Origin of the sequence: Haliea sp. (genome assembly GCF_040222615.1) — a bacterium.
Lineage (GTDB): Bacteria > Pseudomonadota > Gammaproteobacteria > Pseudomonadales > Halieaceae > Haliea.
Genome location: NZ_JAVKCQ010000017.1, coordinates 1 through 25802, shown reverse-complemented (window position 1 = coordinate 25802; position 25802 = coordinate 1). Strand labels below are relative to the sequence as shown.

Below are 25802 nucleotides of genomic sequence, written 5' to 3'. Positions count from 1 at the left end.
GTACCGACCTCCAATTCGCACATCAATTCAGTCGGGGTCAACTGCCTACCATCTTCTAGAAGTGAGCCAGATTCGACCGTCAATGCCTTGATATCACGACCATACACACCGTCACAGGGTTTGATAATCAATTCCGTACCGTGGATAGCGTCGAGCCGACTCTGCAACGTCTGCTCCGGACCGGCCAAACGTCCACCGGGAAACCACGCTGATGTATTAGATAGGAAGGCGATAGTTTCGGGGATAGGGAAGTCTATGGCTTCACAGAAACGGTAAAAGACTTCCTTGTCTTCGAGCAAGCATGCATAGCTGCTCGGACTAATCCTCGATTGAAATCGGGAGAACTCCTCTTTGCTGACAAACCGACGTAAGCCATCTCTGTCAAGGGCGGGGTCCAGCAATCCCCATAGAAGAATTTCCTTGGGTGAAAACTGCCTGTGGAGCAGAAGAAAAGCGCGTGGAAAAATCAGCGAACGTGCTGCACCATAGTGCAACCGTGCTGCATCGACTTGCTTGCAGAAACCTATTAACTTACGCGTCTTGCTCAACAGGTCTGTCAACATATTGTTTGTCTCGTCGGCAACAGATTAACTTACACAGATTTTCGACGATACTTACCGTCTGAGCTGTTCGTTGCAAAAAGCTTGGTTAGTTCCAGCGGCCGGCAAACACTTCTATTTGCCTCTTGTCGAGGTGACGCACCCATTATCTTGATTAATTTGAGCCATTCAAGAATTCGTCACTCTGCTCACCACATACCTGAACTTCCCCGACTGCTCCCGCGCAATTGCGTCTACCTCGTTCACCTCGATCGCAACCCCCTGCCCCAGCCGGGCCTGCAGGCCCTGGCGAATTTCTCCTACCATGCCCTCCGTCAAAATCTCCCTGGGCACCACCTCCACCCGCGTCAACTCCAGTGACTCCTGAACTATCCGGAAGTTCGCCACCCCCGGCATGTCCCGCAGCACATAGATCAGCGCCAGCCCATGCAGGATGGTACCGTCCGCCGCAGTGACAAAATCCGTGGTGCGCCCCTCCACGCTGGCCAGCACCGGCAGGCCGCGGCCACAGGCACAGGGCCGGTCGCTCAGGGTACCGACATCCCCGGTACGATAGCGCACGAAGGGGAACTCGCTGGTGAACAGGTGCGTCACCACGATCTCGCCGCTCTCCCCAGCGGGCACTACCTTGCCCGCGGTATCGACGATCTCCACCACCATGTCCTCGGAGGTAATGTGCAGGCTGCCTTGGGGGCAAGCATGGGCAATAAAGCCGGCGTCGCGACCGCCGTAGCCATTGGCCACGGGGCAGCCAAACGCTCGTTCTATTGCCTCGCGCTGGTGTTCGTACAGCCGCTCGGAGGTGACAAACGCCACCCGGATGCCGAGCCCGTCCAGGGCAATACCCTGCTCCCCGGCAAACTGTGCAATGAGCGCCAGGGACGAGGGGTAGCCGAACAGCATTCGCGGCCGGAACTGGCGGATCCGCTCCACGAACTTCTGCAGGTTGGCCTGTGACATCTCGAAGGCCGACAGCAGCTCGGTGCGAAACAGCTTGTCCCGCAGCAGACGCACCCGGTCCTGGGAGCCCAGCTCAATGGGGGAACCCCAGACCACGATCTCGCGATCGCCAATGTCCACGCCCCACCAGCGGGTGGCGCGGCGCTTGGCCGCCACGTCGTGGCTGACACGTTCATTCCCCAGGTAAAAAATAAGCGGCTCACCGCTGGAGCCGCCGGTATTGAAACGCTTCAGGCCCCGCGCATCCCGCGCCTTGAGTTGTTCCGTGTGGGCGCGGATGGTGGCCTTGTCCAGCAGGGGCAGGCGCTGCAGATCGGCCACTGAATCCACCGACTCGGGGTTGAAGCCCAGCTCCGCAAACAGTGCCTGGTAGTACGGTACGGTGCCGCCGATTTGCACCAGGAAGCGGCGCAGATTGTCCCGCTGCAGCTGCGCCATCGCTTCGGGCGCAAGCCACTGGGACTGCTCCATTGCCCTGTGCACGGCGATGGTGTCATGGCCCTTGAGTTTCTCGTGCAGGGGAAACAGCAGCCCTGCAACCGCCTTCTGGTACAGGCTCATGCGGCGGCCCCCTGCGGCTTGCCCACCACATCCGCATAGGCATCCAGCCACTGCTGGCGCACCGCGGGCCAGCCGTACTGGGTCACTTCGTCCAGGCCATTGGCGCGCAGTTGCTGCCGCAACTGCGCGTCTCCGCGGAGACACAGAATGGCGGCTGCGATGGCGGCCGGGTCGTTGGCTGGCACCAGCAGCGCCGTGTGCTCATGCTGCACAATGAAGGGCACACCACCCACCTCAGTGGAGATCACCGGCAACCCGCAGGCCAGCGCCTCGATCACCGAGTTGGGCATATTGTCCACGGTAGTGGGATTGAGCATGGCATCCGACTGGGCATACAGCTTCACGATGCCGACCCGGTCCAGGCGGCCCTCGAAGCGCACCGCGGCAGCGATGCCCAACTGTCCAGCAAGGGCTTTCAGCTCACTCTCCTGTGGCCCGCTGCCGGCGATGCGCAGCCGCGTGTCCGGCGCCTCGGGCAATACCGCCGCCAGCGCCCGCAGGGCGGCATCAATGCCATAGATGGGCTCCAGGTTGCGGGTGATCACCAGAGTGAATTCTTCGGTACTGTTGGCGGGCCTGGCGACAGGCTGGAACACGCCCTGGTCAACAATATTGGGGATCACCCGGGTCCGCTGCCCGTAGTCCGCGAACACGGCCTGCAGGTACCCCGACGGCACCACCACCAGCGCGGCCTTCTTCAGGGAAGGATATACCCGGCGCCAGGAATGCCGGAAATACTCGCTGGCCTCGCCGCCCCGGTAGTTGACGATAACCGGGCAGCGGCGCAGTGCAGCCAGCCACAGCACCGGCGCCGCAAACAGCTGCCAGGACCAGCCGGAGTTGGCCATCAGGTGGATCACATCCACCCTGCCCGCCAGCCGCCATACTGCCAGCAGGTAGGGCAGCAAGCGAAACAGGGCGCGGAGGCCCGGCAGCAGCTCGACAAAAGCGGGCCGATAGGGCGCGTTTGTGGCCACCTGCGTGACTCCCAGTCCCTCTGCCCGCAACAAGCCCGCCAGTTGCTCGGTCTGCATGGCCATGCCGCCATTCGGAGGTGGAATCGGGCCCACCAGGCCCAGGTGCAAAGTAGCTCCCGTCATACCAGACCGCCATAGACCTGCTGGTAGCGTCCCACACTCGCCCGCCAGGTGCGCTCCTGATCGACAAACGCACGCCCCCGCTCACGCATGGCCTGCCAGTCGTCTGGGCGCCCCAGCAGGTCTTCAACCGCCGCCGCCAACGCGGCCGCATTACCGGCGGCAAACAGCATGCCGGTGTCGCCGTGACGCACCAGTTCCTTGTGCCCGCCCACATCCGAAGCCACCACCAGCCGGCCCTGGGCCATGGCCTCCAGCGGCTTCAATGGCGTCACCAGATCCGTCAGGCGCATGGGCAGGCGCGGGTAGGCGAAGATGTCCACCAGGTTGTAGTAGTCCTGCACCTGTTCGTGAGGCACCCGGCCGGTGAGGATCACCGCGTCCTGCAGGCCCAGTTGCGCGATGGTCGCCCGGATCTGTGCTTCCTGCGGCCCGCCGCCTACCAGAAGCAGCCGCAGCTCAGGGTGCTCGGCCAACAGGCTTGGCAGGGCCTGCAACAACAGGGGAATGCCCTCGTAGGCGTAGAAGGAGCCGATAAATCCCAGCACGGTCTTGCCCGCGAGGCCCAGCTGCTGCTGCAGCTCGGCTTTGGCGGGAGCGCCAAAGGTGAAACTGTCGGTATTCACCGCGTTGGGAATGACGGTGATCTTGTCGGCGGCGATACCGCGGCTGGCGATCTCTGCCCGCAAGCCCTCACAGATAGTGGTAACGGCATCCGCCCGCCGGAACACGCGGGACTCCAGCGCCCGGGTGGCACGATAACGCGGCCCCCATTCGCGACTGGTGCCGTGATCCACCGCGGCGTCTTCCCAGAAGGCCCGGCATTCGTAGACCACCGGCAGGCCCAGCTTGCGGCCGGCCCGTAACGCGGCCAGGCCGTTCAGTGCCGGGGAATGGGCATGGAGGATATCGGGCTTCTCAATCGCCGCCACTTGTTCAATGCGCCTTGCCAGCGTGCGCACCACCTCCCACTGGTCCAGACCCGGCAGGCGAAACAGGGGGTTGCCGCTGGGGTTCGTGCGGTAGAAATGCAGGCCATCCACCGTTTCCTCGGGCCGCTCACTGGCGCCCTGCTTGAGCCCGGTGACATGGGCGGTATGCCAGCCCAGGGCGCGCTGCTGACGCAGGATATTGGCGCTACGGAAGGTATAGCCGCTGTGCAGGGGAATGGAGTGGTCGAGTATATGCAGGATGCGCATGGCTGCGGTGCTCACCCGCCGACCACGAACTGGTCATCACGTACAGTGGCCTGGAACATCAGCAGGGTCCACAGGGGTGCGCTGTGGTCACGCACTCCAGACTGGTGTTCATCTACCAGCCGCGCCAGGTAGTCCTGGTTGAACAGCCCGGTGGCCGCCAGCCCGCCGCTTTCCAGCAAGTCCTGGCGCAGGCGCTGGCGCAGGGGGCCGCGGAACCATTTGTCCAGCGGCACCCCGAAGCCCATCTTGTCCCGGTACAACACATCGTGGGGCAGGCGGGATTCCAGGGACTTCTTCAGCAGGTACTTGCCCTCCTGCCCGCGCAGCTTCCATTCCGGCGGCAGGCCGGATACCCACTCCGTGAACGGGTGGTCGAGGAACGGCACCCGCACCTCCAGCGCGTGGGCCATACTGGCGCGATCGACCTTGGTAAGAATATCCCCCACCAGATACGTCTTCATGTCCAGATACTGGATCAGGGACAGGGGGTCATCGGTCGGGCTGTTGGCGGCGTGCTCGTCGAACACCGTCTGCACGGAATAGCCCTGCAGCTCGCGCTTGAAGGCGTCACTGAACAGCCCCGCCCGCTGCTCTTCACTGCAGATGGACACCGAGTGCAAATAAGCCTGCACTGAATTCCGGGCCAGGGCCTGGAAGGTGGTCTTGGCCCGGAATACCCGCGGCGCCCAGTCCGCTTTCGGGTAAAGCCTGCCCAGCGCCCCGAACAGCGGCTTCCGCAGCCCCAGCGGCAGGGCCTGGCGCAGACGCTCTTCATTCATGTGCCAGCGGTAGCGGCGATAGCCGGCGAAATGTTCGTCGCCGCCGTCGCCGGACAGGGCCACGGTCACCCGCCGCTTGGCCAGCTGGCATACCCGGTAGGTGGGGATGGCAGAGCTGTCGGCGTAGGGTTCGTCGTAGAGCGCCGCCAGCTCGTCCAGCAGACCGAAGTCTTCGCTGCTCACAGTCTCCTGAAAGTGGTTGGTATGGTAGCGCTCCGCCACCATCGCCGCGTATTCGGTCTCGTTGTACCGCCTGACGTCAAACCCGATGGCGCAGGTGTTGACCGGTTCGCTCTGCAGTTCGGCCATCATCGCCACCACTGCGCTGGAGTCCACCCCGCCGGAGAGGAAGGCGCCCAGCGGCACCTCAGCCACCAACCGCACCTGCACCGCCTCGCGCAGACGCGCCAGCAGTTCCGCCTGCAGGTCCGCCTCGCTGGCCGCCGCCACCGGCGCGAAAGGAATATCCCAGTACTGCTGCTGCGCCGGCACCGGATCCCCGTGTTTGAACAACAGGGTGTGGCCCGGGCGCAGCTTGTACACGTCCCGGTAGATGGTTTTCGGCTCGGGTACATAGCCCAGGGCAAAGTAGTCCTCCACCGCCCGGGGTTCCAGCTGCCGCGACAGCTGCGGGTGCGCCTTGAGCACCTTCAGCTCAGAGCCGAAGATGAGCTGCCCGTCCGGAAGCACACTGTAGAACAGGGGCTTGATGCCAAACCGGTCCCGGGCCAGAAACAGGCTGCGGGCGGCGCGGTCGTAGAGGCCGAAGGCAAACATGCCGCGGAAGCGCTGCACGCAGGCTGCGCCCCACTCCTGCCAGGCGTAGAGGATGACTTCGGTGTCGCAGTGGGTGCGGAACTCGTAGCCCAGGCCACGCAGCTCCTGCATCAGTTCCTGGAAGTTGTAGATCTCGCCGTTGTAGCTGACGCAGAGGTTGCCATCGGCGCTGAACATGGGCTGCTGGCCGCTGGCGAGGTCGATAATGGACAGGCGCCGGTGGGCCAGGCCCAGGCCCGGCTCCGTGTGCAGGCCACCCTCGTCGGGGCCGCGATGGAACTGGGTTTGGTTCATGGCGGCCAGCAGGTCCCGGTCGGGCTCGCGCTGTCCGGTCAGATCGAAGATGCCGGCAATGCCGCACATGATATTGAAACCACCAAATTAACTGTGACTTCGCACAATCCTACACCAACAGGGCCAGCAGTGGCGCCCGCTGCAGGCCGATAGTGTGGCCCAGTGCGCAAATCGGAGCCGCGTTCAGCTCGCAAACCAGGTCTGGAGCTGCGGCACGACCTGTACCAGCACGATCAGGCCCAGCATGAAGGAGTGGAGAGTGGCTTGGGGGAGAGCATGCCCGAGGTGTCAGATCTACCGCACGCAGCGTGGTCGCATTTGATGTAACGCGATTCTTGGGGTTTTGCTGGGGCGCGCCTAATATTATGTATATGCATACAGTATTGGAGGCTTTGTCATGGGCATGCCAGCGACTGTGGAGGACTGGCCCCAGCGGCTGAATGGGGCACAGCTGGGTCAGGCGATCACTCTCCTTGCGGCGCAGATCAATGCCGCAAATCACCGCCTGCTGCGGCTGATCGCCGAGTTTGACCGCTGCGGCGGCTGGCGCGAGCAGGGCACCATGCGTTCCTGCGCCCACTGGCTGGTGGCCCATTGCGGCATCACCCTGGGTGCCGCGCGGGAGAAGGTGCGGGTGGCGCGGCAGCTGGAGGGACTGCCGGAGGTCAATGAAGCCTTTGCGGAGGGCGACCTCTCCTACTCCAAGGTACGCGCAATCACCCGCGTGGCCACACCGGACAACGAGGGTTTCATGGTGCACCTGGCGCAGCAGAACAGCGCAGGGCATCTGGAAAAGCTGGTGAGCCGGTATGAACCCGTCGCAGAGCCGGGACTGGAAGGCTTGCTGGACTGCGGGTCGGGGGAGGTGGCAGCTGTCGGGGGTTCGGATACGGCGGCAGTGGGCGATTCCGCCGCGGCCGCTGTCGTCGGTCTTGGGGATGAGACAGCTGCGGATGATTCAGCTGCGGGTGACGGCCCGCCGGCACTGGATGCCGAAGCCATGCGCGAAGTGGCCCGCGAGCTCTACTGGTTCCAGGACGAAGACGGCATGTGGATCATTCACGCCAAACTGCCGCCGGAGCAGGGGCTGCTGGTGATGAAAGCCCTGCAGGCGGTGGCCCGGCCGCTGGAGGAAGAGCGCCAGGACGAGTGGAAGGCCCGGCAGCAGGCGCGCATGCAGGCGGTGGCGCGAAAGCTTCTGCAGCGCGGGGGTGCAGCGCCAGGCGCGGTTGCGGAGGGCGGGGAGAAGGCATTTGATTCTGGTATGGGCGCAGCAGGCCGGCAGCATCGGGCTGATCCCGGTGAGGGCGTCGCAGACCAGCAGCAGGCTGGTTCTGGTGAGGGCGCAGCAGGTTGGAAGCAGCAGGCTGCCCCCGGTGCAGTTGCAGAAGTGGGTACTGAAGACGGCGTAGACCGGGGTCTCCACGCAGGGATCCCCCCCGGCAGTTCACTCCCGGGAGAGGCCCCTGAAAGCAGCACCCGCGAAGCCCTGCCAGACCATCTCGCCTACGCGCGGGCAGAGGAAAAAATCTCCGCGGAGACGTTTTCACAGCACATGAACCAGGTGCGTGCCGATGCGCTGGTGGCCATGGTGGAGCACTTTCTGGCCACGGGGCCGGATTATCGGGGCCTGCAGGGCCTGAAGGGGGCAGAGCGGTGCCAGGTGGTGCTGCACGTGGATGTAAATACCCTGCGCCACCAGCGCTCGGGCCTGTGTTGCGCTCACGGGCGGGCGCATTTCGAGGACAAGCCGTGGCTGTCGCCGGCCACCGCGCGGCGGATCAGTTGCGATGCGTCGCTGGTGACGGTGCTGGAGGTTGCGGCCGGCAAGGTACTGAACGTGGGCAGAAAGTCGCGGATCGTGCCGGAACATATTCGCCGGGCCCTGCGCGAGCGGGACGGGGTCTGCCAGTATCCCGGCTGCCAGGAATCAGAGTACGTGGATGCCCACCATATCCAGCACTGGGCCGAGGGCGGGGAAACGCGGCTGGACAATCTGGTGACGCTGTGTCGCTTCCATCACCGGCAGTTGCACCGGGGGTGCTTCGACATTCGTCTCAATGGCCACTCCGCGGAGATTTTGGCGGCAGCGGATTATTAGCCAGCGCATTGTCAGGGGCAGCGGGCTCCATGGGCAGAAGAAGAGTCCATGGGGGGGGGAAGAAGTGCCCGTTGGGGGAAGAAGTGCCCGTTGGGACAAGAAGCCTCCATGGGGAGAAGACGTCTCCATTGGGGGAGGTAAAAGAGTCTCGATCGGGGAAAAGCCTGCCTTGAAACTACGGAGACTTTTCTGGTGCCCGGGAGCGGAATCGATGGCCCGGCATTCCGATCACTGCGATCGAAATCATTGGTTAAAGGCGGTAATGGCCCCCATGAATCCGGCACTCAAGATTGTTCGGCGCAGGTCATCCCGCGAACGCCGCAGGGTTTCAGCACCCTCCGAATCCATTTAACTGGACACTGGGAATGAGCGTTCAACTTTCACCAGCTCATCGTACACCTGCAGGTACGCGGCCACGGTGCGCTCCCAGTCGAAGTCCGTCTGTATCCGTGCAACGGCTGCCCGGCCCATAAGCTCGCAGCGGGCGGGATCGTCCACCAGCCCCAGCATGGCTTTCGCCAGTGTCTGCGCATCGCCCACCGGCACAAGCAAGCCGGTCACCCCGTCCTCCACCAGCTCAGGGTTACCCCCCACCCGGGTGGCGACCACGGGCAAGCCCGTGGCCATGGCCTCCAGCACGGTATTGGAGATACCTTCTCCCAGGGACGGCAGCACAAACACATCCATGCAGGCCAGTAGCTCAGGGATATCATCCCTGTCACCGGCCAGCCAAACACAATCTTCCAGGCCGTGGTCGGCAATGCTGGTAGCCAGCGCGCCGCGTTCCGGCCCATCGCCCACGAGTATGCAGCGCAGAGTCTGCCGCTGCTGTGGCGACTCCTTGAAAATGTGGGCCAGTGCACGAATCAGGGTCTGCTGGTCCTTGACCGTCGCCAATCGGCCCACAGTACCGACCACCCGGGCGCCCGAGAGCAGAAACCCCTCGGGCATGTCCGGCGGTGATAGCCGCACAGAAGGCGCTGCGCTGCTGCCAGAGCCAGTGCCATAGCCAGTGCCAGAGCCAGTGCCAGTGCCAGTGCCAGTGCCAGTGCCAGAGCCAGAGCCAGAGCCAGTGCCAGTGCCAGAGCCAGAGCCAGTATCGACAAAACGGGGCAAGAAACGGCCGTGATCCACGCCGTTGTAGATCTGGGTGATCTTCGTAGGCGGGATGCCGACCGTATCGGTCAGCCAGTCCGCCAGGTCCCGACTTACCGCGATAAAGCAATGTATCAGCGGGTTAAGCAGGCGCCGCAGCCGCTGATACTTGCGGTTGCTGCCATCCAGGTCACTGACATCGCGGCCGTGCTCGCCGTGGACCCGCTTGCAGCCGGTGAGCAGCAGGCCCAGGGCCTGGGTTTCCAAGGCCGCCAGATTGCGAGTGTGGACAATGGCCGGTCGCAGACGCCGCAGGGTGCGCCAGAGCCTGAAGTACATCCCGAGGTCATGCCCCGGCCGCTTGTGCAGCTCAATGACTTCCACGCGTTCGGCGGTGATACGCCCGGCGAAGGCCTCCGCCACCGTCAGGCAGATAATCGCATGGCGATAACGCCCGGGAGGGCTGCGGTTGATGATATTGACCAGGCCGTTTTCCAGGCCGCCCGTACCCAGGGCATAGATGATGTGGGCAACCAGCGGCGGCTGTGGGGGCCTGGAATCCCCAGGCATGGCGTGAGTACTCCTCAATCGCTGGCCTCTCAATCGCGCCGTTCCAGTGCCTGCTCGATGGCAACCCGGTGCTGATCCACAAAGCCCTGCAGACGTTGCCGCGCTTGCTCCGACGACTCTTCCGCTACCGACGTGGCGACAAACAGGCGCGCGCCCTCGCGCTGCCCCTCAAGTATCTGCTGCCGGGCCTCCAACAACTTGGCGAGATAGGGGTTGGCGGTGTATTCGCCCCCGACCCGGTACCAGCTCCAGACCAGCAGGCGCTGCTGCGCTGACTGCACGGTGACCTCCCGGACCTGCAGCGGCGCGGCTCCGCCCAGCAGCACGGGTACCTCTGCCCGAGCACGCACCCGCCAGTTGTCCGGATTGGGCATCCCGGAATCTCCGGATTGCACCAGTTCCGCTCCGGGCGATTGCCACAAGTGTTGATGCAGGTATAGCCCCACCGTACCCTCGGCATCCTCATAGTAGGCCGCCAGGGTCCTGTCCGCATCGGCATGCCGTGGTAACCAGTCCCAGCCAGGAGTGGTGGTAATGCTCCAGCCAAAAGCCTGCGCGGGTTGCGCGAGAGCAGCAGTCGCGCTGGGCTCCTCGCCGCGCAGTAGGGCGCCGGCAGCTGTAGGCCCCAAGGCGGATACCGCCAGTGCCAGTACCATCACTGACACTACACGCGCTGCGCCGCTCGATCCGCCGTGAACGGCGCCAACATCCACGGTCGGCGCAGCTGGAAGCGGCTGCTCCGGCTCCTGCCAGAAACCGCCGACCCAGAACAGCAGAAACATGACCACACCGAAGAACACCCAGCCGTAAATCAGGTGGTCAACACCCACCGCCAACTCCATGCCACTCAAGTGTCCGATCATGACAATACCGTAGGCACGCAGGCTGTTGGCGACGATCGGCAGCAGGATAGCAGCCAAAACAAATGCCAACCGCCGCCACAAGCTCCGGTAGGTCAGGTAGGCGTAAACCAGGCCCAGGGTAAAAGACGCTATCAGGTAGCGTACACCGCTGCAGGCCTCCACCACCGACCAATGGCCTGTGGGCAGAGTCAGATACATGCCCTCCCTGAAGACGGGAATACCAGAGGCCCGCACCAGCAGTTCGGTCGTATCTGCGGTTAGTAGCATGAGCGGTGGTACCAGTTCCTCACCCATGGGTACCGCGAGCAGCAAGAAGCCAAGCGGGAACATCACCTGCCGCGCCAGCGAGGTGCCAATCAGCGCCCACATACCTGTAATCAGGATACCGACCAGCGCCAGCTGCTGCACCACATTGACATCGACCATGTACCCCAGCAGCCATGCCAGCCCACCGCCCGCAGTCAATCCCAGCGCCCAGGGCTGGGGGCGGGCCACCGCTGTCGCCAGTTCCTGGCGCCGGCGCCAGACCAACCAGAGGCTGATAGGCACGATCAGGAAGCCATGGGCAAAGGTCTCGGAGACTGTCCATACCCGCACCATGTCCTGAACAGTCTGGTGGAATATACCCAGAACGAGCAGGCAGTAAATAGCGACGGCAAGAGCGAGCCAACGCCCGGAGGAAACCGCTGCAATCAATGATGACTGGTTGGCATGTGCATCAGCCATAGTGGAGCGACTCCTTCGCATGGCGCGGCACCGCACCGTCGTTTCCCAGCAACAGAACAACCTCGGGGAGATTGTCTTCCCAGCTGAAACCCTGTTGCACACACACACGTGCTTGCTGTCCCATCGACCCGTGCTCGCCGGCCAGCAACTCTGCCAACAGGCGCTGATAATCCTCCGCGGACTCCGCCAACAGCACCTCCGCGCCATCGTCGGCGGCGATGCCCTCCAGGCCCTTGCGGCTTACCAGCACCGGCCGCGCCATGGCCATCGCCTCCAGTACCTTGTTTTGCACCCCGCGGGCGATGCGCATGGGCGCCACCGCCGCCAGCGCGTGCTTCAGGTAGGGGCGCACGTCCGTCACCCGACCCGTCACGGTGATCCCTGGCAGCGCGGCCAGCTGCTGCACCGCGCGGGCCGGATTGCCGCCGACGATGGTGAAGGTCAGCTTGGGGTACGCCCGGCGCAAGGCGGGGAAAACCTCGCGGGCGAACCACACCACCGCATCGACGTTGGGCCAGTAGTCCATGGCGCCGGTAAACACCAGCGGCAGACTGCCTTCCGGAAAGGGAGTGGGCCGGGAAGCCTCGCTATCGAACGCGGGGTCAAAGTAGGTGCAATTGACGCCGTTGTTGTAGAAGCCGATCTTGTGGGCGGTGGCCGGGGACAGCTGGTGGAAAAGTTCCGCTTCGGCGGAAGACACGAACAGGCCGGCATCGAACTGTGCCGCCAGACTCTGCTCCAGTGCCAGCAGGCAGCGGGCCTCGCGCCGGTAGACCCAGCTCAGGGGCCAGGGCTTCTGCAGTGCGTACTGCTGCCACTTGTCCGAGTCCACATCCACAAAGTCGATCACCTTGCGCCGGAAGCCATCCCCGTCCGCGGGCAAGAACTGGGCCATGGCGGATGAGTAGACGATGGCATGGCGGATACCCCGGGTCGCCACGGTATCGGCCACCCACCGCCGCAGCACGGGATCGGTATAGTACGGGATCGACAAGGCCTGCCCGGAGAGAAAGCCCCGCAGGCTGCGCAGCGTGGCCAGGCGCGCATCGAGCGGGCGCAGGAGCACGCCGCGGCAGAATTTCTCCACCTCCGGGGCCCAGGGCCAGTCCGCCGGGTCATCCACGAAGCTGCCCAGGTAGATATCGAAGTGCTGGCTCAGGTGGTGCAGCAGGTGGAATGAGCGGATCTTGTCGCCCTTGTTCGGCGGGTAGGGAATACGATGGCACAGGAACAGCAGCGGCGGTTTGTCACCCGCCGACGACGCACCCGCCCCTGCGGGTGTGTCCTGCTCGGCCTGTACGGGAGGCGCCCCGGCGTCCATCACCCTAACCCAGGCTGCGGGCCAGGGGCGGCCCCAGCAGGTTGGCCAGCGGCAGTGGCAACCGCTGCCAGGTATTGACCAGTAGCCGGTACTTGGGATTGGTCGGATTCACATCCGGCACGCTGTCGGCCTTGACCAGGAAATACTCGTAGGGCAGAGGTTGCGGCTCGAAACCCCAGTGCTTCTTGAAGTCGAAGGGGCCGGTATCGCGCTTGCTGCGGCCAAAGTCGAAACTGGTTATGCCCTCCTCCGCGCTGCGCCGCATCAGTTCCCAGTAGAGAAAATGATTGCAGCCCTTGATGCTGCGGGCGCGGGCGATGCTGCCGCCGTAGTAGGGCAGGACCTCGTTACGGAAATAGAAACTCAAGACCCCGGCCACATCTTCGTCGCCCTGGCGGATCATCAGTATCCGGCAGTCGGAGCCGAATTCCTGGCGCAGGCAGTCCAGGTAGCGGCGACTGAATACCGGGGTACCCAGGTTGCGCACGCTCTCGGCGTAGACGCGGTACAGCCGCCCGGTGCCTTCTACCTCCTCTCCCTCCAGTCCCTCCTGAATACCCTTGCGGATCATCGCCCGCTGGCGGTTGGGAATGGCCTTCAGGTTGGCCTCATTGTCGGCACTGATCGCCTTGCGGAAGGTGTAGTACAGGTCCTTGACCGGCCAGTCGCTGCCGGAAGGCTCAAGATTGCGTAGCTCCAGGGCATCCACGCCGGTGTCACTGGCAAGCGTACAGGCTGCCTGCCTCAGCGCCGCTGCCGCATCGTCGTTGCTGGCGGCGATGCCGCCGTAGACACAAAAAGGCAGCCCCGCCAGCTTGTGGCCAAACAGCAGGCTGCGCACCTGGGCCAGGGGCAGGATACCGGTGATCGCGCCGTCCTGCTCCGCCAGCAGGAAGTGGCAGCGGTGACCAAAGGCATTCTGCAGCACCCGCTGCCAGCCGAAGCGGTGGAAAAAGGTGGCGTGGGGGCAGCCGCTGACGAAGGCCTCCCAGCCGGGCTCGTCCGCCGAGGTTGCGCTGCGTACCACCACGGTCATCGGCCCGCTCCACCTGCCGTGCCCGCGGCTTCGCCGGTAACGCTGACACGGGGCTGCGGCTGCCGTTGATCGCCCAGGGATTCGATCTGGTGTGCGAACACCCGATCCATGCGATCCCAGCGAAAGTCACCCAGTAGGCGCCGCAGGCGCGGTTCCATCCGCTGCAGATTGAGGTAGTGGCGAAAACGGGTTTTGGCCGACACCCCGGCGGGGCGCGGCTGCTCCGGGTCGATTTCCCAGGGGTGGAAATAGAAGTGCCCGCTCTGGCCCTCGCGCCGGTTGATCCGGCGCAGGGCCCAGCGGGAAAAACCGTAGGGGAACAGCCGGAACCAGCCGCCGCCCCCACAGTTGATATTGCGCCCGCCCAGGGGCAGGGTGGTCACCGGGATCTCCGCCAGCCGGCCGCCGGCGGCGGCAAAGGCAAAACGCGGGGCTTCCTGCATACCGTAGAGGTCGTGTTTGATCGGCGCGATACTGGAACTGTAGCGGTAGCCAACGTCCGCGAGCACATCCAGCGCCCACAGATTGTCGCGGCCGATAGAGTAGCTGGCCGCCCGGTAGCCGTTTACTGCCACCCCGCCAATGTCTTCCAGCAGGGCTTTGGTGCGGGCCACGTCGCTGCGAAAGGCTTCCGGCTGCTGGGTATTGACGCGGATGTGCTCCCAGCCGTGGCTGGCCAGCTCGTGGCCCTCGGCGACAATGCGGCGCACCATCTCCGGGTGGCGCTCGGCAACCCAGCCCAGGGTAAAGAAGGTCGCCTTCACCCCGTGCTCGGCAAACAGGGCCAGGATGCGCTCGACATTGGCCCGGACCCGCAGGGGGGTGGTCTCCCAGGCCGCACGGGGCACATGGGGCTCCATCGCCGAGACCTGGAAATAATCCTCAACGTCCACGGTCATGGCATTGAGCACAACCTGTTCTTCGTGACCAGTCATGCGGCCCGCACACTCCGGTACCAGTCCGCCAGCACCGCCGCAATGCGCTCTGCCGCCCGGCCATCCCAGTGTTCAGGCTGGCGGCCGGCTTTGCCGCCACCGTTGAGGATGGCCTGCCAGGCACGACGGATCGCCGCCGGGTCGGTACCGACGATGGTGTTGGTGCCCTCGTCCACCGTAATCGGGCGCTCGGTGCTCTCCCGCAGGGTAATGCAGGGTACGCCCAGGGCGGTGGTTTCCTCCTGGATACCTCCCGAGTCGGTCAGCACCAGGCGCGCCTCGCGCATCAGGCCCAACATCTCCAGGTAGCCCTGGGGCGGCAGGGTCAGGATGCTGGCTTCCGCCAGCAGGCTGTCCAGCCCGGCCGCGCTGATGCTGCCCCGGGTGCGCGGGTGCACCGGGAAAACCAGGGGTGTGTCGCGGCTGATGTCCGCCAGCTCCCGCAGCAGGCGCCGCAGCACCACCGGGTCATCGACATTGGAGGGCCGGTGCAGGGTCAGCAGGCCGAAGCCGCCGGCGAATTCCGGCCCGGCGCCCGCCGCTGCCAGGGTCGCCGCCGCCGGGGTGGCGGAGGCCAGGTTGTAGCGCAAGGTGTCGATCATCACATTGCCGACAAAAAACACCTTGTCCGGGGCTATGCCCTCCCGCTGCAGGTTGGCCGCGGCGCTGGCTTCGGTGGTAAACAGCAGGTCCGACAGCTGGTCGGTGAGGATGCGGTTGATCTCCTCCGGCATGGCGCGGTCACCGCTGCGCAGGCCCGCTTCTACATGAACCACGGGGATGCCTTTTTTGACCGCCACCAGGGCACAGGCGATGGTGGAGTTGACGTCGCCCACCACAAGCACGGCGGCGGGCTTGCGCGCATCCAGCACCGGCTCGAACTTGAGCATGATCTGGGCGGTCTGCACCGCGTGGCTGCCGGAACCCACGCCCAGGTCCACGTCCGGCTCGGGAATATGCAGCTGCTCGAAGAAGGCGTGCTTCATGGCCGCGTCGTAGTGCTGGCCAGTGTGCACCAGGCTGGCGCTCAGGCCGCTGCCGGGTGCATTGAAAGCACGCATGATGGGCGCGATCTTCATGAAATTGGGGCGTGCGCCCACCACGCAGAGGATATGTGCGGGTGTCTGTGGATCAACCATGGTTGTGCCCCGGGCGCCCCCTAGAATGCGTGTCTGAGGTTAAAGGTTACCCGGTTCTCGTCGTAGTCGTTGAGGGCAAAGTCCGATTCCTGGGTGAGGAACTGGTAGGCAACGGTCAATGTAGTGTCATTGCCGAGGCGGCGGCTAAAACCGAGCCCCGCGCGCCAGGCCTTGCTGCTTTGGCCAAACCCCCCGAATTCGCCGAACTCGCCGCCGGTGCCCTCCCGTTCTTCCCGGCTCAAGCGCAGGTTGGCCGACAGCAGGCTGGACAGATTGCGGTTGAAGGTAATCGCGGCATTCCTGAAGGTGGCCTCGGCATCATCCTCGGTGCGCCGCTGGCGCGAATCGGAGCCGGACAGGGTGACGGAAGTCCGGCGTGCGGTAAAGCGATAGCGGAGGTCGAAGCGCTCGTTGAGAATCGGGGAATTGCCAATGAAGGTCGGCAGGCCCTCTTCGCCCAGGGGATCCCCGGGCAACTCGCCGAAACCGGGGTCGAAGGGATCACCCGGTTCCACGAAACCATTGTCGCCCACCCGCAGATTGCGCGGAAAACTCAGCGTCCGGGCGTAGCTGACCGTGATTTCACTGCGCTTGTGACGGTAGCGAATATCCGCCCGCGGGGTACTGCCGAAGAACCGCTCCCCGCTACCGACGCTGACCTCGACCCGGGGGTTGGGTGTCCAGCGCACACCCACATCCCAGTAGTCGCCCTCGATATCGTCGCGGGAGCTGGTGAACTCGTTCCACTCCTGCCCGACCAAGGCATTGAGCTGCCAGGCGCTGTCAAGCTGCAGCGCCGCGCGCAGTTCCGCGGACGACAGGGTGTTGTCAAAGGCCGGTCGCAGATCGCTGTCCTCGTAGTTGACCTTGCTGTAGCGGCCACCTGCCCCGACACTGAGGCGCCCGCTACCGGGCAGGCTATCGAGGTCGAATTCCGCCCGGTCTTCAGTGCTGTCACCGTTGACACCGACGCTGTTGAACTGCTCGTTGTAGGCGTAGCGCAGGCGCAGTTCCGCCACCTGTGCCAGCCGCCGCTGCAACAGGGCCCCGGCGGTGTAGTCATAAACAATGTCCGTATTGTCCCGACCGCTGGTGGTACCGCCAGGAGCAAACGGGTTGATGTTGGTCTGCCGCGCGGAGGCGGCGAAGTCCAGCTGCAACCAGCGCTGTACCAGCTCGTAGTCACTGCTGAAGCGCACGCTGGGCACCACGGACTCGCGGTTGGTCAGCGAGGCGCCCTGGCCGGTGGTGCACTCCAGATCGCTGTCGCCCAGGGAGTTGTATTCCGCGGCTGCGCGCAAGTTGACATTGCCGCGGGCACCGCGGCCCCGCACGCTGACATCTGGCCGGGCTGTGCCCACCCACTTGTCTTCCTCGCCGCTCTGGGCCAGGCAGACGTTGTCGGTGTAATAGCCACCTACCGCGATGCCGGCGCCGGTGTCCCACTCCGCGGCCAGACTCTGGTTCGCGCCCCACAGGGCACCGCAGAGGGCTGCGGGCAGACCAATTTGCCAAGGTTTCACTGGTTCATCGCCCTCGCCGCGGCTTCATCCGCGGCCTCCGCGGCCAGGGTCCGGCCGCCATAGCCGTAGCCGTAACCGTAGCCGTAGCCGTAGCCGAAGCCCTTGCCAAACAGACCCATCCGCCGCCGCGAAGCCCGATTCAGCATCACCGCCACCATCTTGTCCGGGCCGATATGCTCCAGCGCCTCCTGCACCGCGTGCTGCGGCGTGATATCCGCAGAGGCGACGAAAACGATCTGCCCCATGAAGCTGGCGAGCACACCGGCCTCGGTGGTCAGCAGCAGTGGGGGCGAATCAAACACAATGACCCGGTCCGGGTAGCGGGCGGACAGCTCCAGCATGAACTGGTGCATGGTCTCACTCGCCAGCAGTTCGGTGGCGTGCTCGTCGGGCGTACCCGCCGGCAGCACCCGCAGTTTCGCCATGTTGGTGCGCAGGATCACCGACTCGGGATTGGCGTCCCCACGCAGGATATCGTTGAGCCCTGGCGTTCCCTTGGGAACCCCCAGCAAATGGCCCGCAGTGGCCTTGAGAACATCCGCGTCCACGAACAGCACGGTCTTGTCCTGTTCCATGGCAATACTGACGGCCAGGTTGATTGAGGAAAACGTCTTGCCGTCACCCTGCAGCGCACTGGTGACCATGATCAGGTTGGGGTTGGCGATCGGGGTCGGGGAATTGCCGGCAATATTCTTCAGCAAAGGCCGCTTGATACCCCGAAACTCCTCCGCGATCACGCTGCGTGGAACCGACGGGGTCAGGAACCCCTGGGCGTGCAGGGTATCCCAGGGGATGTCGATGCGGGTGCGCGCGGCACCTGTAGCGGGCGTCTGCTCCGCAGCTGCCGCGGGCGCCGCACCGTTCAGGTCAGCTCCCGCGCGCTCCACGGTCTTCCGCTCGCCGTCCTCCGGCTCCTGCCGACGGCCGGCTTCCATCTGGCTGAGCGCCTTTTCAATTGTGCTCATGTCTGCATGTCCTGGCCTCGTGGCCTCTGTTGTTCCATCAGGCTGTCAGCCCCGGCACCACAAGCACCCCGGCAAAGGCACACAGCAGGGCACCGCCGCAGACGACGAAGCCCGCCAGCCGCCACAGCCCGCTGCGCTTTTCTTCCCGGGTCTTGTTCCAGGTGACGGTTCCCAGCAGCGGCAGGCCGGTGGCGTGGGCCAGCATCCGGGCATCGGTGACGATGGGGTACACCAGTGTCAGCAGCAGCGCCACGCCAACCCCCGCGCCCAGCGCCACCACCAGCACCCCCGCGTTCAACAATATCTTGTTGGGCTTGCTGGGTTTGCGCGGTACAAACGGCGGGTCGATGACCCGGAACGTGACTTCGCCGCCCGTGCTCTCGACATCGCCGGATAAACGGGCCGACTCGCGCCGCTCCAGCATCTGCTGGTGCTGACTCGCGATCACGCCATAGTCCCGGTCGAGCTGCTTGAGTTCGGCCTCGACCTCGGGTATCTGGCTGACCTTGGTGGCCAGGTTTTCCACCCGGCGCTCGTACTCCTCCACCCGCACCCGCAGTTCCGCCGCTTGCGCTTCCGTCTGCGCCAGCATGCTGCGCATGCCCTGGTAAACCGGGCTGCTGGCCAGGCCGCTGAAGGCCGCACTGGGCTCCTGCCGCATGCGCGCGTACTCCGCCTCACGCTCCGCTTCCAGCTCTGCTATCAAGCCGCGCAGGCGCAGGACCTCGGGATGCCGCGAGGTGTACCGGGCAAGCAGGGTATCCATCTGCAACTGCAGGGCCTGAATGCGGGCGTCCAGCGGCGACTGGGCCGCGCCGGACACGCCGCCGGCGATGAATACCGGGTCTTCACCCTCGATCTGGCGCTGCAGTTCGCGCCGCCGGTTCTCCACCTCGCGCAATTGCAGTTCCGCCTGCTGTAGCTGGCCCCGGGCCTGCTCCAGGCGGCTGTAATAGTCGCCGCCACCGCCCGGCAGGACATCCACATTCTCCTGCTTGAACAGTGCCAGCCGCCGCTCGGCCTCCACCAGGCGCTGCTCGGACTCGGTGATCTGCTGCTGCAGGAAGCTTTGGGCACCGGAGCTGTCCTGGCGCTTGTCGCTCATGGAGGTCTCGATGAACACCGTGATCAGGGCCTGGGCGATACGCCGGGCGGTCTCCCGGTCGGGGTCGGTGACGGAAATCGCATAGAGCGAGGTATTGCCGCGACTGCCCGAGAGGCTGATCGATTCCTGCAGGCGCTTGATCATGGCCTCTTTGCCGGCGTCCGTTGTCGCCTGCAGATCGAGGTCGGTCATGCGCGCCAGCTTTTCCAGATTTGGCCGGGTCAGCAGGGTCTGGCTCATCAGCTGGATGCGCTGGTTGATGTCCGGGCTCACGGTGAGCCCCCGCATCAGCGGCCGCAGCACCGAGTTGGTGTCCACGTGCATGCGCGCATTGGCGACATAGGCTTCCGGCATCTGCCAGACATAGGCCCAGCCCGTCAGCGCGATGACCCAGGCGAGACCGAGGGCGACCCAGCGGTGGCGCCAGACCCCGAGTATGTAGCTCGCCAGCTGTGCAAACAGTTCCTGCATCGAATTATTCCCGCTCTGTTCCGGCCCGGTCCGGTCAGAACCAGCTCTCGGAAATGATCACGATGTCCCCGGGCATCAGCGCCAGGTTGGCGGAGATATCCCCTTTCTTCAGCAGGTCATCCAGGCGCACGCTGAAGGACTGCTGCTGGCCACCGTGGGTGCGCACCAGCACCGAGCTGTTGCCGGAAGCAAACTCGGTCATGCCGCCCACCGCAATCATCAGGTCCAACAGGGTCATATGCTGGCGATAGGGAACGCTGGAAGGGGTGGTGGCCTCGCCTACCACTCGCACCTGCTGTTCGGGGATACCCACGAAACCATTGACGATCACACTGACAACGGGTTGCCGTACATACTCACCGTAGGCTTTCTCGATATCCCGCGCGAGTTCGGTGGAGGTCCGGCCACTGGCCGGCAGGTCCTCTACCAGGCGGGTGGTGAACTTGCCATCCGGGCGCACGATCCCGGTGGTGGTCAGCTCCGGGTTGCCCCAGACGAAGATCTCCATGGTATCGCCGGGGCCGATCACATAGTTGTAGTCCGGGCCCGCGGAGCGATCGCCCGGAGGCACCGGCGGATGGGAACCACACGCGGACAACAGCAAGCTCACCACTGCAAGCAGCGCCACCACAGCCATCCTGCCCGCGCCTTTATTAACCCCTGTGAGTGTATTCATCTTCTTCTACTCCCTTGAGAGCCGCTTCCGGCCCCTTATTTGTTTTCAGTTTAGCCCCACGCCACCCGCCGCCACCAGTGTGCACGACCAGTGTTACCACAGTTTGTGAGACAGATCACAGCGCAACCGTATCTATAGCAGAAAAACCAGGCTAAAACCCGAAGCCGCCCAGGCCACCAGCGCCACCGAGAGGACGAATAGCACCCCCACCACCCAGGCGCTGCTGCCTTCCCGCGGGTTCGAGGTACCCTCCGGGCCCGGCCGCACCGGGGGCTGTTGCCTGTGAGGGGCACGCGGCGGCGCTGGCGGCACGGGAGTAGAAGCAGACGGGGACTTCGCGGGCACGGCCGCAGCGGCCCGGGATGGCGGCGAGGCCGGAATCGGTGCCGACGATGGCACCCCGGGCGGCACCGATTCCAGGGGCGCAGTAAAACCCACCTCCGGGGCCCGCGGCGGCTGCTCCGCCAGGGGCTCCCCATCGGTGCCGGTACGGCGCGCCATCACCGGCTCCGCCGCCGACACCACTTTCAGGTGCTGGCGCACCCGGCTCTGGGGAGCAGCGGCGTCTTTCACCGCAGCATCGCTGTCCCCCGCAGGCGCGGCCGTGCCGTCGGGTTCCGGACCGCGACTGGCCGAACCCGCCGGCGGCGGCTCGCGGTAAACTTCCGCCGACCCGCCGGGCCCGGGCTCCGACGGCTCGTCCGCGGCGGAATCGCGCGCCACATCCAGTGTTTCATCCAGACCAGTAAAATCCGACTCGCGCAGGGCACTGCCTGCAGCCAGATGCTCGTCCTGCAGCTCCCCGATCACCTCCCGCACATCCGCGACCTCCACCCGGTGGCGCCGCTCCAGCGCGCAGTGCAGCAGCAGGCGGCTGCAGATCAGGTTGATACGGCGGGGAATTCCCTCGCTGAACTTGAATATCAGCGGGAACACCGCCTGGCTGAAGGCCGGATCGCCGCGCCAGCCGACCACGTCGAGGCGGTGCAGGATATAGGCCTGGGTCTCTTCCACGGCCAGGGGCTGCAGATGGCTCGCGGCCACAATGCGCTGGTGCACCTGTTCCAGTTCGGGGCGCAGGACCAGATCCCGCAGTTCGGGCTGGCCGAGCAGGAAGATCTGCAGCAGGGGTTTGCCGCTGACCTGGATATTGGTCAGCAGGCGCAGCTCTTCCATGGCGGACACCGCCAGATCCTGGGCCTCGTCGACGATGAGCAGGGCACGGCGGCCATCCCGGTGCCAGGCCCGCAGCTGTTCGGTCAGGCGCTGCAGGAGTTCACCCTTGTCGACCACAGCAAGGGAGACACCGAATTCGTAGGCCACGATTTTCAGCAGGTCGTCCGCCTCCAGCTGACTGCAGACGAGGTTGGCCACGCGCACGTTCTCGCCGCTCAGATGCTCAATCAGCGTGCCTACCAGAGTGGTTTTGCCGGTACCGGGACGGCCGGTGACCATCACGAAGCCTTCCTCGCGCATGAAGGCGTAGGCCATGTACGCGCGCGCCTTGATGTAGCCCTTGTGCGCGAAGGCGAAGGCGTGGTCCGGGCTCAAGCGGAAAGGCTCGGCATTGAGGTGGTAGAACTGGTCGTACATGCGACGCGTTACCCCCCGACGGGCGTACCTGAAAACCCATGATGTTGCATGCTTGTTGTTGCTATGGCAAGCACTTGGGGGCGTTTGCTGATGCGGGTTGTGAACCCGTTCACAGCCCCGCGCGGTGGCGCCGGTCCGGGCTCACAGGCGCCACAGCGCCACGCCGCGGGCCGCGGCCTGGCCCCGGTCCAGTACGCCCTTGACATCCATCACCACTCCGTTGGGGGCGAGAATCGGCAGCACCAGCTCCAGCCCCCGCTCCAGATAGGCCGCATGGGGTACCGCCAGGACCACGGCGTGGGCCTGGCCGAGCTGGTCCCAGGGGGTCAGCGTCACGCCGTACTCCGCCTCGGCTTCCTCGCTGCTGGCCAGCGGGTCGTGGACGGTGACCTCGCAACAGTAGTCCCGCAGTTCGCGGATGATGTCCTCCACCCGGGAGTTGCGCAGGTCCGGGCAGTTTTCCTTGAATGTGAGGCCGAGCACGGTGATGTTGGCACCGGCCACCGGATGGCCGCGGCTGACCAGCTGCTTCACCGTCTGCTCGGCGATGAACTTGCCCATGCCATCGTTGGTCTGGCGCCCGCCCAGCACCACCTGCGGGTGGTAGCCGACGCTCTCGGCCTTGTAGGTCAGGTAGTACGGGTCCACGCCGATGCAGTGGCCGCCCACCAGGCCGGGGCGGAAGGGCAGGAAGTTCCACTTGGTGCCGGCGGCCTCCAGCACATCCAGGGTGTCGATGCCGAGCTTGTTGAAGATCAGCGCCAGCTCGTTCATCAGGGCGATATTGAGGTCGCGCTGGGTGTTCTCGATCACCTTGGCGGCCTCGGCCACCTTGACGCTGGCAGCGCGGTGCACGCCCACCTCCACCACGGATTCATACAGCGCCGCGACCCGCTCCAGGGTCGCCGGGGTATCCCCGGCCACCACCTTGGTGATGGTCTCCAGGCGGTGCACCTTGTCGCCCGGGTTGATCCGCTCCGGCGAGTACCCGATAAAGAACCCCGCCGCCGGGTCCGCGTCTACCCCGGCGCGACCGCCCCAGGCGAGCCCCGACCCCGCTTCCAGCAGAGGCACGCAGACCTCCTCGGTACAGCCGGGGTAGACCGTGGACTCATAGATCACGACAGTGCCGGGCTGCAGGTATTGCGCCACAGTGCGCGAGGCGCCCTCCAGCGGGCTGAGATCCGGGCGGTGGGCGTGGTCGATGGGCGTGGGCACCACAACGATAATGATAGAGGCCTCCGCCAGCTGCGCCGGGTCGCTGGTGTATTCCAGCGCCGTGGCCGCCGCCAGGGCCTCGGCGCTCACTTCACCGCTGGGGTCGTGGCCGGCGCGATAGTGTGCCAGCTTGCGTTCGTTGAGGTCGAAGCCGATGGTGCGGCGCTGGCGGCCAAAGGCGACCGCCAGCGGGAGGCCCACATAGCCCAGGCCGACAATGGCGACAATTTCGTTCATGCTCTGCGATCTCATGCGGGTGACTGGGACAGGAACCAGGCAGCGGTGCGGGCCAGTCCCTCCTGTACGTCCAGGGTGGGGGCGTAGCCCAGCAGGCCTGCCGCCTTGCCGATATCGGCCTGGGAGTGGCGCACATCGCCCGCGCGGAATGCGCCGTACTCGGGCTGCGCGTCGGCCAGCGCCGGGCGCCCCGGGCTGAGCAGGTCGCGGATACCGTAGTAGAGCTCGTTCAGGCTGGTGCGACCACCGAAGGCGACGTTGTACACCTGGTTCAGGGCCGCCGCGTCGGTCGCCGTCGCCGCCAGCAGGTTGGCCTGCACCACGTTGTCGATATAGCAGAAGTCGCGGGAGGTCTCGCCGTCGCCGTTGATCTGGCAACTGCGGCCGGCGGTGAGTTCACCGAACCAGCGGGGAATAACCGCGGCGTAGGCGCCTTCCGGATCCTGCCGCGGACCGAACACGTTGAAGTAGCGCAGGCCAACGCAGTCGAGACCATAGGCGCGATGGAACACGTCGGCATAGATCTCGTTGACGTACTTGGTCACCGCATAGGGCGACAGCGGCTTGCCGATCTCGTCCTCGACCTTGGGCAGGCCCGGGTGGTCGCCGTAGGTGGATGAGGAAGCCGCGTACACGAACCGCCGCACACCGGCATCGCGGGCGGCCACCAGCATGTTGACGAAGCCATCGATATTCACCGCGTTAGTCAGCAGCGGGTCCTCCAGGGATCGGGGTACGCTGCCCAGCGCCGCCTCGTGCAGCACATGGTCGACCCCCGCCATGGCGCGGCGACAGTCGTCCAGGGAGCGGATATCGCCCTCGATGAAGGTGAACTCGCCGCTGCCTGCTGCCGCGGCAAGCACCGCATCGAGATTGTGGCGATGGCCGGTGGCAAAGTTGTCCAGCCCCACCACGGTTTGTCCCAGCCGCAACAGCCGCTCCACCAGATGGGAACCGATAAAACCGGCAGCGCCGGTTACCAGCCACCGGGCGGGGGTCTGCCGCAGCTCACGTTCCGTCGCTTCCAATGCATTCATGCTGAGCCTTATCTTGTCCGTACCGCCCATGCGGGGCTGACATCGCCCGGGAATGTGCGCCAGGTCGCGCTTGCGCACGACCAGCGTTTACACCTTGCAGCGGTGAGTATAAGGTCTGGCTGACACTACGGCCATGCCAAGGCATGACGCCGGTCACAGTTTGGTGATTTCTGCAGGGAGCGGCGCACCTCCATGGCGGGCAACATAAGCCTTCTCACCTATCTCGCTGCGAGCGTGAGCTTTGCTGCGCTGGCGCTGCTGCTGTTGTTGCAATGGCGGGTGAAGCCGCTGGGCACCAGCCTGGTGCTGGCCTGTGCGGCCTCCGCCCTGTGGGCGGCGATCATCAGCCTGGGCACGCTGGCAGAATATCCGCCGATACACCTGATCCGCCTGGCCGAGCTGGTGCGCAACATTGCCTGGCTGTACTTCCTGCTGCAATTGCTGGGCCTGCAAACTGACGGCGCCACCCTGACCCTGCGCGGCCGGGACTGGCGCCCGCTGTTCCTGCTGGGAGCGGGCATTGCCCTCGGCCTGGTGCTGGTCCCCCTGACCCCGCTGGGCATCAGCCACGAGGTCGTACTGGGACTGTGGCTGCTGCTGGCGCTGGCGACCCTGCTGCTGGTGGAGCAGCTCTACCGCAACGCCACCCCGGCCGAGCGCTGGTCGCTGAAGTTCCTGTGCCTGGGGCTGGGCGCCATCGCCGCCTGGGACTTCTTCATGTATTCCGAGGCACTGCTGTTCCGGCAGCTGGACCCCGACCTGTGGCAAGCCCGGGGACTGGTGAGCGCGGTGGCAACCCCCCTGCGGGGGGTTGCCTTTGCCCGCTACAGCAGCTGGCGGGTGAAGCTGCAAGTTTCACGCCAGGTGGTGTTCCACACCGTCACGCTGATGGGCGCCGGGCTCTACCTTTTGGGCATGGCTGGAATCGGCTATTTCCTCAAGTTCATGGGTGGCACCTGGGGTG

Annotated in this window: 20 protein-coding genes; 2 read left to right on the top strand and 18 right to left on the bottom strand. The window is 65.0% G+C overall.

What is annotated here, in order from left to right:
- The 5 genes from RJQ10_RS01335 to RJQ10_RS01315 all read right to left on the bottom strand — a co-directional run.
- Positions 1 to 563: ATP-grasp domain-containing protein (locus tag RJQ10_RS01335; protein ID WP_350142854.1), on the bottom strand; the 563-nt coding region annotated here is incomplete at its 3' end.
- Between the two features lie 165 nt (positions 564 to 728).
- Positions 729 to 2081, bottom strand: a complete 1353-nt coding sequence (locus RJQ10_RS01330; protein WP_350142852.1) for a phenylacetate--CoA ligase family protein — start codon at positions 2079 to 2081, stop codon at positions 729 to 731.
- The gene (locus RJQ10_RS01325) at positions 2078 to 3181 is read right to left on the bottom strand and encodes a glycosyltransferase family 4 protein (RefSeq protein WP_350142849.1); all 1104 of its coding nucleotides are present in this window, start codon (positions 3179 to 3181) and stop codon (positions 2078 to 2080) included. Before RJQ10_RS01325 ends, RJQ10_RS01330 begins: the two co-directional genes overlap by 4 nt.
- Positions 3178 to 4377: a TIGR04063 family PEP-CTERM/XrtA system glycosyltransferase gene (locus tag RJQ10_RS01320; protein ID WP_350142847.1), complete on the bottom strand. Its 1200-nt coding sequence runs from the start codon at positions 4375 to 4377 to the stop codon at positions 3178 to 3180. The genes RJQ10_RS01325 and RJQ10_RS01320 overlap by 4 nt, the downstream gene beginning before the upstream one ends.
- An 11-nt stretch (positions 4378 to 4388) precedes the next feature.
- Positions 4389 to 6296 carry an XrtA/PEP-CTERM system amidotransferase gene (locus tag RJQ10_RS01315; protein WP_350142845.1) on the bottom strand — a complete coding sequence of 636 codons (1908 nt, stop codon included), beginning with the start codon at positions 6294 to 6296 and terminating at the stop codon, positions 4389 to 4391.
- A gap of 328 nt (positions 6297 to 6624) precedes the next feature.
- Here RJQ10_RS01315 and RJQ10_RS01310 point away from each other — a divergent pair, with 328 nt between their 5' ends.
- Positions 6625 to 8328, top strand: a complete 1704-nt coding sequence (locus RJQ10_RS01310) for an HNH endonuclease signature motif containing protein (protein ID WP_350142843.1) — start codon at positions 6625 to 6627, stop codon at positions 8326 to 8328.
- Positions 8329 to 8676: 348 nt separating this feature from the next.
- Here the strand turns inward: RJQ10_RS01310 and RJQ10_RS01305 are convergent, their stop codons facing one another.
- The 13 genes from RJQ10_RS01305 to RJQ10_RS01245 all read right to left on the bottom strand — a co-directional run bounded on the left by RJQ10_RS01305 (position 8677) and on the right by RJQ10_RS01245 (position 24838).
- Complete coding sequence (locus tag RJQ10_RS01305; protein ID WP_350142841.1) at positions 8677 to 9993, bottom strand: glycosyltransferase; 1317 nt, start codon at positions 9991 to 9993, stop codon at positions 8677 to 8679.
- A gap of 29 nt (positions 9994 to 10022) precedes the next feature.
- Positions 10023 to 11582, bottom strand: coding sequence for an exosortase A (gene xrtA, locus RJQ10_RS01300; protein ID WP_350142839.1), 1560 nt, complete (start codon positions 11580 to 11582; stop codon positions 10023 to 10025).
- The gene (locus tag RJQ10_RS01295) at positions 11575 to 12903 is read right to left on the bottom strand and encodes a TIGR03087 family PEP-CTERM/XrtA system glycosyltransferase (protein WP_350142836.1); all 1329 of its coding nucleotides are present in this window, start codon (positions 12901 to 12903) and stop codon (positions 11575 to 11577) included. The genes xrtA and RJQ10_RS01295 overlap by 8 nt, the downstream gene beginning before the upstream one ends.
- Positions 12904 to 12907: 4 nt before the next feature.
- On the bottom strand, positions 12908 to 13939 hold the full coding sequence (locus RJQ10_RS01290; RefSeq protein ID WP_350142833.1) for a FemAB family XrtA/PEP-CTERM system-associated protein: 1032 nt from the start codon (positions 13937 to 13939) through the stop codon (positions 12908 to 12910).
- Positions 13936 to 14874, bottom strand: coding sequence for an XrtA system polysaccharide deacetylase (locus tag RJQ10_RS01285; protein ID WP_350142830.1), 939 nt, complete (start codon positions 14872 to 14874; stop codon positions 13936 to 13938). The genes RJQ10_RS01290 and RJQ10_RS01285 overlap by 4 nt, the downstream gene beginning before the upstream one ends.
- Entirely contained in the window at positions 14871 to 16013 is a 1143-nt protein-coding gene (wecB, locus tag RJQ10_RS01280) for a non-hydrolyzing UDP-N-acetylglucosamine 2-epimerase (protein ID WP_350142827.1), read from the bottom strand. The genes RJQ10_RS01285 and wecB overlap by 4 nt, the downstream gene beginning before the upstream one ends.
- A 20-nt stretch (positions 16014 to 16033) precedes the next feature.
- Positions 16034 to 17536, bottom strand: a complete 1503-nt coding sequence (locus tag RJQ10_RS01275; protein ID WP_350142825.1) for a TIGR03016 family PEP-CTERM system-associated outer membrane protein — start codon at positions 17534 to 17536, stop codon at positions 16034 to 16036.
- Complete coding sequence (locus RJQ10_RS01270) at positions 17533 to 18501, bottom strand: XrtA-associated tyrosine autokinase (protein ID WP_350142824.1); 969 nt, start codon at positions 18499 to 18501, stop codon at positions 17533 to 17535. Before RJQ10_RS01270 ends, RJQ10_RS01275 begins: the two co-directional genes overlap by 4 nt.
- Positions 18502 to 18538: 37 nt before the next feature.
- Positions 18539 to 20077, bottom strand: a complete 1539-nt coding sequence (locus tag RJQ10_RS01265) for an XrtA system polysaccharide chain length determinant (RefSeq protein ID WP_350142821.1) — start codon at positions 20075 to 20077, stop codon at positions 18539 to 18541.
- Positions 20078 to 20111: 34 nt separating this feature from the next.
- Entirely contained in the window at positions 20112 to 20753 is a 642-nt protein-coding gene (locus tag RJQ10_RS01260) for an XrtA/PEP-CTERM system exopolysaccharide export protein (RefSeq protein ID WP_350142819.1), read from the bottom strand.
- Positions 20754 to 20885: 132 nt separating this feature from the next.
- Positions 20886 to 22346, bottom strand: coding sequence for an AAA family ATPase (locus tag RJQ10_RS01255; RefSeq protein WP_350142817.1), 1461 nt, complete (start codon positions 22344 to 22346; stop codon positions 20886 to 20888).
- Between the two features lie 141 nt (positions 22347 to 22487).
- On the bottom strand, positions 22488 to 23801 hold the full coding sequence (locus RJQ10_RS01250) for a nucleotide sugar dehydrogenase (protein ID WP_350142815.1): 1314 nt from the start codon (positions 23799 to 23801) through the stop codon (positions 22488 to 22490).
- A gap of 11 nt (positions 23802 to 23812) precedes the next feature.
- Entirely contained in the window at positions 23813 to 24838 is a 1026-nt protein-coding gene (locus RJQ10_RS01245) for an SDR family oxidoreductase (RefSeq protein WP_350142812.1), read from the bottom strand.
- A 192-nt stretch (positions 24839 to 25030) separates the two neighbouring features.
- On the opposite strand from RJQ10_RS01245, the gene RJQ10_RS01240 reads away from it, so the two are divergent.
- A partial coding sequence (locus tag RJQ10_RS01240; RefSeq protein ID WP_502880203.1) for a sensor histidine kinase family protein occupies positions 25031 to 25802 on the top strand: 772 nt, incomplete at its 3' end.